We start from the raw sequence: 9,477 nt of genomic DNA on the forward strand, positions 1-9,477 counted from the left end.
GCCGCGGGTCGCCGTTCTTGATGTCGCGAACGAGGTCGTAGATCGCGGTCTTCTCCAGGTGCACGTTGTGCGGCAGGAGGGACCGCACGAACGCGGCGTCGACTACGCCCGGGCGCGGGTTCCGGGCGAGGTGGTCCGCGATCACGCGGCGAGCGATGGCCCCGGCCTGGCGTCCGGTGATCTTTCCGTCAGCGTCGCTGGCGGAACGCTTGGCGGAACGGTTGCCGGACGTCGCGAACGTCCGGGTGCGTTCCTTGCCGGAACGCTTCGCGGAACCGTTCGCGGAAGCCGCCACCGGTTCCGTCAACGACCGTGCCGGAACGGTCGCGGACTCTGCCGGAACGCTGCCGGAAGACTTGCCGGAACGCTTCGCGGAAGGGTTGCCGGAAGCCGCCAACATCTCGTTGCCGGACCTCGCGGACGGCCGTGCCGGAAGACTGCCGGAAGTCATCTCGGTCCCCGTGACCTGCGTTGACCGAGCATCGGCGGACTCTGCCGGAACGTTCGCGGAAGAGTCCGCGGAACCCTTGCCGGAACGGTTGCCGGAGTCCGTCACGGACTCTCGCGGAACGCTGCCGGAGATGTTCGCGGAAGCCGCCACCGGTTCCGCGAACGCGGTTGCCGGAACGTTCGCGGAACCCTTGCCGGACTCGGGGAGTCCCTGCCCGTCCGTGCCGGAACTCGGCTGCGCACCGGACTTCCGGCACGACTTCCCGAACACCCGGCGCAGGCCCTTCCGGGATGCCCTCCCGTCCGTGAGGGACGTTCCGGAAGGCGTCCGGGACGTGTGGGCGACCGCGTGCAGGTGGTCACTTCCCAACAGCAGCGCGACTGCCCCGGTGGCGGCTTCCGCTTCGGCGATGACCCGCTCGGCCTCGGCCATGCGGGCCTGCTGGTGGTGGTCGATCCGGGCCGCGACGATCCGCGACCACTGCCGGCGGTGGCGGCGGGAGAAGGCGCGTTCGGCCGCCGCCAGCCGCAACGCCTGGGCGGTGTCGGTGATGCCGTCGCGCACCGCCAGGCGCAGCGCGGCGAACGTGCGCCACGGGTAGAAGGCCCACCGCAGCCCGAACGCGGGGGTGATCCGGCCGTGCTGCTCCCGCATCAACACCGACTCGACCCGATGCCACAGGTAGGCGCCCGTGAACGACACGAACCCGTAGACCACGCCGGCCACGGGCCCGTACTGGCCGGTGTTGTGGATGACGTTCACCGTCGCGGCGAACCAGACCACGCCCCACATGGAGGAGCGTTCGACGTGCCCGGCGGCCGGGTCCTGGCGGCGGGCCCGGCGGGCGAGGATGCCCAGCGAGACCCCGGTGACCTCCAGGACGGTGGCCGCGCCCGCGGCGATGTCCGCCGGCACGCCCAAGCCCTGGAACCAGGCGTACTGGCTGCGCCAGGCGGTGTAGATGCCGAACGCGATCACCGCGCCGATGAGCACCACCAGCGGCCAGTTCCGGGCCCGGGTCTTCCTGGCCTGCTTCTCGTCCTTTGCCCACTGGGCACGGCGTTCGGCGTTGGCCAGCTCGGCGGCCTCGACCTCGGCGGCCTGCTTGCGCAGGGCCAGGGCGTGCTTGTCCTGCTCGCGCTGCCGTGCGGCGGCGGCGTTGGCCCGCTCGATGTCGGCGCGGGCCTTGGCCAGGGTCCGTTGCGCGCGGCGGTCGGTCAGGTCCGGCTCCGCGGCGGCGGTGGTGGTCATGGATGCGTTCTCCAGGGGATCAGTGCTGGTCACAGGGGTTTTCGTGGGGGGATCGACGAGGGCCTGGCCGTGGTTCATCGCTGCCACCAGCCCCAGGTGCGGATCGGGTGGGCGTCGCGGTGCAGCTCACACCAGGCGCGGGCCCATCCGGCGACCTCGGCCGGCTTGGTCGGGTCCACCGCGCCGTCCTTGCCCGCGGTGGCCAGGGCCGCAGCGGCGTGTTCGGCGGCGCGCTGGGAGTCGCAGGCCAGCGGCAGCGTGGATGCGGCCGTGTGGTGGATCAGCCACGCCCGCAGGTCCAGCACCACCGCGATCGGCTCCCCGCCCCAGTGCTCCCGGACGATCGGTCGGGGGAACACGGCCAGCGCTGCCGGGAGGGTGCGGGCCGGCACCGGGGCCGACCAGGGCCGGGAGGCGCCGTCGGCGACCGCGTCCAGCAGCGTGTCCGCCACGAACAGTCGGGTGGTCATCGGCGACCACCCCCAAGTAGGGCGGCCACCGCCGGCACTAGCAGGGCCAGCACCACGACACCGGTCTCACGGACGGCGCGGCCGGCCTCGACACCGGCCATCGCCTCGACCAGCACCGACACCAGCAGCAGGCCGATCAGGACGGCGAAGCCCGCCGCGCCGCACACCAGCACCCAGCCCTGGGCCCGGGCGAGTCGCTGCTGGGCGGCCCGGTCCCGATCGTGGTCGGGGTGCAGACGGGTGTAGGTCATCGCGCACCCACCCCCACCAGCACCGGCACCAGGCGGCCGGGGGCGGAGGGGCCCGCGGACGCGGGCCCCTCACTCTCGTCATCCGGGCCGGGTTCGCCGGCCCGTGCGGCGGCGGCCTGGTCCGCGGCGGCGCGCAGCACCGCCCGCCCCACCCGGTCGGCGGCATCGCCCAGCAGGGCGGTGGCCAGCATCGCCGGCCCCGAGGAGGCCGAGGCGACACCGACGGCCACCCCCACCAGGCCCAGCCACGGCCCGGCCAGCAGATAGCCGCACGCCGCCAGCGCCAACGGCGCCACCGCCGCAGCCCACAGCCGCAGCAGCCCCACCGCCGCGACACCGGCGACGAACCGGGCCGCCGCCCGCCAGGTCGGCAGCACCGCCAAGGCCTCCCGCACACCAGTGGTGGTCATCGCCGACCACCCCCCGCCACGGCGAGGGGCCCGGCCAGCAGCCGCAGGCCCCGCTCGGTGGCCAGCACCCGGTCGGCGACCACGGTGCGGCCCCGCCACGGGATCGGGCACGGCCACCACCAGGCGGCCGGCGCGATCAGCCCCGCCCCGGCCAGGGCCTGGGCCGCCGCGACCCGGTGCCCCGGCACGGTGACCGCCACCAGCGCGTTCGCGCCCAGCCACAGCAGCCGGCCCGGCTCCAACCCCGAGACGCTGCGCCAGGTCGGCAGCGCGTAGAGCTCCCCGGCCGCCACCGCGGCCAGCACCGACCGGTACACCGCCACCCGACGCACCACACCCACACACCCGAGCTGCAGGTTCACCACGGACCGAGTCATCGCGGCGCCACCTCCCCGGCGGCCACCGCGACCTGCCGCGGCGTGGCAACCCGGGCCCGGCCCTGCTCGTCGATCTCGGTCGGGCAGCGCAGCAGCCCGGTACCGCTGTGCAGCCACAGTCCCGGCCGGCGCGGGTGCTCCCCGATCCAGCCCTCACACCAGGCGCAGGTCTCCTCCGCGCCGACCAGGGCCGGCAACCGAACTCCCGGACCTCCGAAGTCCCGGAGTTCGGGAGCCCGGTTGCCGCAGGGACGCGGGGACGCGACGAACCCGCGCCCGGGCCGGTAGACCGCATCCCCGGCCTCCCACACCATCGCGTCCGGGTAGGCGGCGTCCGGCGCCGAAGCACAGGGACAGCACCCGTCCTGCTCCGAGCACGACGACGGCGCCGCCTCCAACGCGATCACCTCACGCCCGGCAATGCGGGGCAGGCCAGTACTCACGCCGCCACCTCCCCCGACGCCGAGACGGCCGGGACGGCGGGACGGTGGGCCCGCCGCTCGGCGGTGATCGCACGCAGCCGGCGCAGCCACTCCTGCCGCTGCCGTCGCGACATCGCGGCCCAGATGCCGTACTCCCGGGCGCGGGCGGCGTGCACCAGGCACACCAGCCGCACCGGGCAACCCGCACAGACCTGCCGGGCACGGGCACGCACGGCGAAGTGGTCGCGGCCCTCGACGTGCCACCACTCCGGGTCGTGGCAGGACTGCTGGCAGGCCGGCTGCGCCGGCCCACCGGTGTCGGCGGGGTCGATCTGGCGCAGCAACACCGAGACGCCGTGCGCCTGCCGGTACCGGCACGCCGGGGTGATCATGCCGCGCTCACCTCCCCCGACGCGCCGGTCTGGGTCTCGGTGTCCAGGGCGGCGCGGGCGGCCAGCACCGCGGCCCGGGCCCGCGCGTAGCGCACACCCAGCGCCTTCGTGGCCGCGCTGACGCTCAGCTCCCCGCCGTCGCGGCGGGCCCGCACCACCAGGTCGACGGCCTCGGCCACCAAATCCCGCTCCCGCGGCACGGCCGGCTGCTGTGTGGCGCGCCGCCGCAGCAGCCGCTCCCGCTCGGACTCGGTCAGACCACCCCAGATCCCGTGCTCGGCACGGCGCAGCGCCTGCTCCAGGCAGGACCGGCGCACCGGGCACACCGCACAGAAACTCTTGGCCTCGGCCACCGTCTCCACCTGGGCCTCCGAGACCGGGTGGAAGATCTCCGGGTCCTCGGCGTCCGCACACGCCGGACGCCGCCCAAAGTCGGTGGGCGCCAGGTGCAGCATCAGCCGGTACAGCGCGTCGTGCCGCGCTAACGTCCGCTCGCTCATGGGTCACTGCCCCCCGAACAGGCCGGCGCCCCAGGAGGCCAACGCGGCCATGAGGCGGAAGATCGTCGCGATCGCCGCGCCCAGCTCGTCGGAGAAGGGCAGGCCGGCGCTGCGCAGGATGTAGAGCACGCCGAGCGCCAGCAGCAGCCCGGCCGCGACCTTGACCAGCTTCTTCACGCCGCCGCACCCCCTCGGCGCACGACGCGCAGCGCGTCCGTGGTCGCCGCGAGCCGGCGCAGCGCCGCCCGGGCCGTGTGCCGCTCCTGGCGGTGCTGGGCCCTGCGGGCCGCCCGGGACAGGGCGTAACGCGCCGAGTTGGCCCGGGTCGCGGCCTTCACGAACTCCTCGGGCAGCTCCGCGCCCTCCAGCAGCCACCGCGCCGCGACCGTGAGCTGGGCCAGCTCCCTGTCAGCGGCAACCGCCAGATCGGTCACCGTGAGCTGACCAGCCTCGTTTGCGCTGGTCAGACGTGCCATCATGGACATGGGAAAGCAGTCCTTTCAGCAGGTAGTTGCCTTTTCCCGTCGCCCCCGGCCCGGGCCGTCACCCAGGCCGGGGGCTCTTTGCTGTCCGGCGCTCCGGCCGTTGCCGTCTCACCGAACCGTCGTTACCGTAGCTACGGTAAGTTCCGTCGCGCAAGGGTTACGTAGCTACGGATACGACGAGAAACGAGGTACTGACGGATGACGGGGAGCGCCCGACCACTCTGGGAGCGCGTCTACAACGGCGTCCGAAACGCCATTGACCAGGGCACATACCGCCCCGGGGACCGCATCCCGAGCGAGCCGGAGCTGCAGGAGACCTACGGGGTTTCCCGCACCACCGTGCGCGCCGCTCTCACCCGATTGGTCCAAGAAGGATTGATCACCGAAGGAGTCGGCAAGGCCGGTCGCCAGGTCCGGGAATGGAAGCCGCTGTACTGGAACCTGCACCGCTTCGAACGGGGAACCCGGCTCGACGACCCCAGCACCCAGCTCGACGAGTGGAAGGCCGACATGATCGAGCAGGGGGTCAAGGACCCCCGCCTGCAGATCAGCGTCCGGATCGTCCCGGCCCCGGCCTGGGTGGCCAACTACCTGCAGATCAACCCCGGCGACATGGTGCTGTGCCGGCGCCGCATCCGGCTCGCCGACGAGGTCCCGGTCGCCATCGCCGACACCTGGGTCCGCGAAGAGATCGGCCGCAAGGAAGTCGACGGCACGGCCCCGCTGCTGGCCGAGCACGACATCGTGCTCAACAACGGCATCTTCCACGCCCTGGGCTACGTCCAGCACCGCCTGGACGACCGGATCAGCGTCCGCATGCCCACCCCCGAAGAGGCCGACCTGCTCGACCTCCCCGTCGGCTCCCCGGTCGGCCAAGTCGACCGCGTCGGGCTCCTCGAGGACGGCCAACCGATCCGGCTGATCAGCACCGTCTTCCCCGGACATCGGCTGCTTCTGCGCTACGAGCTGGAGGTCTGAGCCATGCCGTTGGTGACAATCGAGCAAGCCCAGCCCCGCGACGCCGACCAGGTCCTGGCGCTGCTGGACGAGGCCGCCGCCTGGCTCCGCTCCCGCGGCATCCACCAGTGGCCAGAGCGGTTCACCGGCCGCGACGACTGGCGCGCGAAACGGATACGCGCCTACATCGCTGCTGGCCAGACCTACGTCGTCCGCGCCGACACCGCGCTGGTCGCCTGCTTCACCCTGTCCGGCGCCGATCCCCACTTCGCGCACGGCTGGCCCGACGGACCAGACAACGCGCTCTACATCTACCGAATGGCCGTCCGCCGCACCTGGGCCGGACTCGACCTCGGCGGACGCATCCTCGACTGGGCCGGCGCCCGCGCCACCACCCTCGACTACCGGTGGTTGCGGCTGGACTGCCACCGCGACAACACCGCACTCCAGCGCTACTACCAGGCCCGCGGCTTCGAGCTGGTCGGCACCGTCGTCTCCACCATCGACCCCACCGGCAACGACAACCCCGACGCCGCCACCTACACCCGCGGCTCCGGCGCCCTCTACCAACGCCCCGCCAGCCAAATCGCCATCCTCACCAGCAACAACGGGCCAACCCCGCAGGCCAGCAACGGCCTGCCATCCACCCGACACCCCACCCGGTAACGCGCAATGCACCGGTGACCTCCCGTCCCTCCGGCGGGCCCCTTTGCATCCCCCTACACATCCGAAAGGGGGGTTAACAACCGAGTATGGAAGTGCGCGCAACTATGTCAACCCCCATTAACACATATGGTTGCGTTAGCCCCCTTAACAGATCAGGATGGACGCATGCACCCAGAGCTGGAGGAGCTGAACGCGCTCGACGACCCGGTGGACCGTGCCAAGAGAGCCGGCGAACTCGTCGCCGAGCACCAAACGGTCGTCACCGAGCTGTCCCGGATCCGACGGGAAGCGCTCGAGGAACTTGTCGCGCGTGGTTCCAAGCCGGGAGAGATCGCGAAGGCGCTCGGGATGACTCGCGCGCGGGTGAGCCAGCTCTTGAGCACTGGCCCCAGGTCGGAGCGCGCCTTTCTGGGCTACGGGACGCTGACCGTTGCGCTCGGGGGCAAGCGCGAAGGCGGGAAGGAACAGAACAAGGCCGGCAAGGTTGTGACCCAGGAGGACATGAACAGCTACGAGCGGCTACGTGATCTTGCTCAGACCCTGGGGCTCGACACCAGGTACGAGGTGATCCAGCCGCCGGGCTTCGTCAACCTCAACCGCGACAACCTGGTGGTGATCTGCGGTCCCCGGCTCTCACCGCTCATCAGCCAGGTGCTGGAGTCCGACGACAAGCTTGGTTTCGAACGTGACCAGCAAGGGTGGTACCTGGTCGACAAGCGAGCCGGGCAGATCCACCGGAGCCCGATGGACGCCGGGGAGCCCCGCGACCACGCCTATCTCGGGCGACTTCCCCGGCTTGATGGTCGGGGAACCTTTCTCTACATCGCCGGGATTCACGCAATCGGTGCAGCCGGCGTCGTCCACTTCATCGAGAACAACCTCGCCGAGCTCTACGCCGAGGCAAAGACCAAGCGCTTCTCGACGCTGATCACCTGCACCTTCAATCCCGAGACCCTGGAGGTCCAGTCCAGTCAGCAACTCAGCCCCTACTACCGCGAGGGGGCCTGATGCACGTCGCGTTCGCCACCCTCCCGGGAGGCGTCCGTGCCAATGAGGACTGGGCTGGCGCGGCCGGCGGAGTCGTCGCGGTGCTCGACGGGATCAGTGCTGCTGACGGCAACACCAGGTGCCGCCACGGAGTCCCCTGGTACGTGCACCAGCTCGGCGTCGCGTTCCTCACGGCGGCCAGCGATGCGGACAACAGCCTGAGCAAGGCGCTCGCGCTCGCGATCACGCACGTGGCCGCGCAGCATCCGGAATGCGATCTCTCCCATGGCGGCACGCCGTCCGCCACGATCGCCGCGCTGCGCATCACGACGTCCCGTGTCGAGTACCTGGTGCTTTCCGATGCCGTGCTGTTGCTCGACTTCGGCGACTCGCTGAAGGTTGTCACCGACAGCCAGGTCGAATCCGTGGCCGCGGCGGAGCGCGCGGAGACGCGCCGGCACGCGATCGGAAGCGCCGAGCACCGTCAGGCGGTGCAGGAGTTGGTCCAGGCGCAACGAAAGCTCCGCAACCAGCCCGGTGGGTACTGGGTTGTGGCAGCGAACCCGGAAGCTGCCCGCCATGCGGTCATCGGCGCGGTTGCCCGCAGTGATGTTGTCCAGGCGGCGCTGCTGACCGACGGGGCTTCCCGCCTCGTCGACGCTTTCGGGCTTGCCACCTGGCGGGAGGTGATGGAGTTGCTGGCGACCGCAGGACCACAGGCACTGATCAACAAGGTTCGCGCCGTCGAAGACACCGACTCTGACGGCCAGCGGTGGCCCCGGTACAAGCGCTCCGACGACGCTACGGCCGCGCTGGTCGTCGTCAACGGCACGTAGATCCAGAACTCGCTTTCGACGATCACCGGTGACACCGGGGAGGGATGATCAGCCCGTGACTGAGACCGGCTCGGCCCCAGGTCGGGGCGTTAGCACGACCAGCGCTTTTGATCAAATAGCGACACGCCGACGCGCCCCGACAGATCCGCGCTGTGGATCAGCGGCGGTGACAGGATGCCCAGCATGATCGCGCCCGAGACCTACGGGAACCGGCAGGAAATCGACCACTTGGCCCGCCGGGGCCCCTAGACAGTGATCGGGCCGGGAGTTGGCAGCTCCCGGCCCGATCGAAGGCCCTGGAAACGTGCGTGACCGGGGATGGTCTCGCGCACCGCAAAGGGGCCCTGCGGTTTACGACGCACCCGCAGGTTACCCAGGCCCCTCGGCGGTGCGCAGCACCCTCCGGTCGCGCGTCACACGACACGCGGAGGAGTAGAGCGTGAGCAACGAGGCCGTGGCCTGGGCGATGGCTCAGGACGTTCTGACGGTCACCAAGCCCCGCAAGGGTCGGGAAGCCGATCCCACGCCCCGCCCGGATCCGCTGGGCAAGTGGGTGTTGACGATCATCGCGAACGAGGTCAGCACGGTGGGCTGGTCCGCCCTGCTGCCGATGGAGTACATCGCCAGTCGAGCGATGTGCACGGACAAGGCGGCGCGCGAGATCGTGGAGCGCGTCGAGGCCGCCGGGTTCCTGCGTCGCCACCGCACGCAGGTCGAGGGCCGCCACAACGCCCCCAGCGTCTTCCGGTTCTACCTGCTCGCCCCGGCCTCCCCCGTCGTGCAGGGCCGCGTCGAGATCGACTGGGACACCCCCGAGGTGATCAGCCGCGAGGAACTGGAGCAGGTGCGCGACTCGCTGCGCGCCCTCGTCGGCGACGAACGGAAGCCCTGGGCCGATCGCAACCGTGGATTCCGGCCCCGCCGCCGGTCCGACGACGGCGCGAACGACAGCGCCGAGCACCCCACGAACCCAGAGGGGAACCTGGTTCCGCACTGGCGTGACCTGGGACGGGAACCTGGTT

15 protein-coding genes are annotated in these 9,477 nt (G+C 71.5%); 5 read left to right on the forward strand and 10 right to left on the reverse strand.

Annotated features, from left to right (window positions below; genetic code table 11):
* The 10 genes from IEY55_RS30880 to IEY55_RS30925 all read right to left on the reverse strand — a co-directional run.
* The coding region (locus IEY55_RS30880; RefSeq protein WP_229686929.1) for a hypothetical protein at positions 1-1,702 on the reverse strand (1,702 nt) is incomplete at its 3' end.
* 74 nt (positions 1,703-1,776) lie between these two features.
* The gene (locus IEY55_RS30885) at positions 1,777-2,172 is read right to left on the reverse strand and encodes a hypothetical protein (RefSeq protein WP_189062127.1); all 396 of its coding nucleotides are present in this window, start codon (positions 2,170-2,172) and stop codon (positions 1,777-1,779) included.
* Positions 2,169-2,423, reverse strand: coding sequence for a hypothetical protein (locus IEY55_RS30890; protein ID WP_189062128.1), 255 nt, complete (start codon positions 2,421-2,423; stop codon positions 2,169-2,171). Before IEY55_RS30890 ends, IEY55_RS30885 begins: the two co-directional genes overlap by 4 nt.
* Entirely contained in the window at positions 2,420-2,833 is a 414-nt protein-coding gene (locus IEY55_RS30895; protein WP_189062129.1) for a hypothetical protein, read from the reverse strand. Before IEY55_RS30895 ends, IEY55_RS30890 begins: the two co-directional genes overlap by 4 nt.
* On the reverse strand, positions 2,830-3,210 hold the full coding sequence (locus tag IEY55_RS30900) for a hypothetical protein (protein ID WP_189062130.1): 381 nt from the start codon (positions 3,208-3,210) through the stop codon (positions 2,830-2,832). The genes IEY55_RS30895 and IEY55_RS30900 overlap by 4 nt, the downstream gene beginning before the upstream one ends.
* Entirely contained in the window at positions 3,207-3,653 is a 447-nt protein-coding gene (locus tag IEY55_RS30905; protein WP_189062131.1) for a hypothetical protein, read from the reverse strand. The genes IEY55_RS30900 and IEY55_RS30905 overlap by 4 nt, the downstream gene beginning before the upstream one ends.
* The gene (locus tag IEY55_RS30910) at positions 3,650-4,024 is read right to left on the reverse strand and encodes a WhiB family transcriptional regulator (RefSeq protein ID WP_189062132.1); all 375 of its coding nucleotides are present in this window, start codon (positions 4,022-4,024) and stop codon (positions 3,650-3,652) included. Before IEY55_RS30910 ends, IEY55_RS30905 begins: the two co-directional genes overlap by 4 nt.
* Positions 4,021-4,524, reverse strand: a complete 504-nt coding sequence (locus IEY55_RS32865) for a WhiB family transcriptional regulator (protein ID WP_308424801.1) — start codon at positions 4,522-4,524, stop codon at positions 4,021-4,023. The genes IEY55_RS30910 and IEY55_RS32865 overlap by 4 nt, the downstream gene beginning before the upstream one ends.
* Positions 4,525-4,527: 3 nt before the next feature.
* Complete coding sequence (locus IEY55_RS30920; protein WP_189062133.1) at positions 4,528-4,701, reverse strand: hypothetical protein; 174 nt, start codon at positions 4,699-4,701, stop codon at positions 4,528-4,530.
* Entirely contained in the window at positions 4,698-5,000 is a 303-nt protein-coding gene (locus tag IEY55_RS30925; protein ID WP_189062134.1) for a hypothetical protein, read from the reverse strand. The genes IEY55_RS30920 and IEY55_RS30925 overlap by 4 nt, the downstream gene beginning before the upstream one ends.
* Positions 5,001-5,207: 207 nt before the next feature.
* Between IEY55_RS30925 and IEY55_RS30930 the strand changes: the two genes are divergently transcribed.
* From IEY55_RS30930 to IEY55_RS30950, 5 genes are all read left to right on the forward strand, one after another.
* On the forward strand, positions 5,208-5,987 hold the full coding sequence (locus tag IEY55_RS30930; RefSeq protein WP_189062135.1) for a GntR family transcriptional regulator: 780 nt from the start codon (positions 5,208-5,210) through the stop codon (positions 5,985-5,987).
* A gap of 3 nt (positions 5,988-5,990) precedes the next feature.
* A complete protein-coding gene (locus IEY55_RS30935; protein ID WP_189062136.1) occupies positions 5,991-6,632 on the forward strand; it encodes a GNAT family N-acetyltransferase in 642 nt (213 codons plus the stop codon).
* Between the two features lie 165 nt (positions 6,633-6,797).
* A complete protein-coding gene (locus IEY55_RS30940; RefSeq protein WP_189062137.1) occupies positions 6,798-7,640 on the forward strand; it encodes a sigma-70 family RNA polymerase sigma factor in 843 nt (280 codons plus the stop codon).
* Positions 7,640-8,455 carry a hypothetical protein gene (locus tag IEY55_RS30945; RefSeq protein ID WP_189062138.1) on the forward strand — a complete coding sequence of 272 codons (816 nt, stop codon included), beginning with the start codon at positions 7,640-7,642 and terminating at the stop codon, positions 8,453-8,455. The genes IEY55_RS30940 and IEY55_RS30945 overlap by 1 nt, the downstream gene beginning before the upstream one ends.
* 439 nt (positions 8,456-8,894) lie before the next feature.
* Positions 8,895-9,477 (forward strand): hypothetical protein (locus IEY55_RS30950; protein WP_189062139.1); only part of this gene is annotated, 583 nt, incomplete at its 3' end.

It is taken from the genome of Longimycelium tulufanense (assembly GCF_014645795.1).
Classification (GTDB): Bacteria; Actinomycetota; Actinomycetes; order Mycobacteriales; family Pseudonocardiaceae; genus Longimycelium; species Longimycelium tulufanense.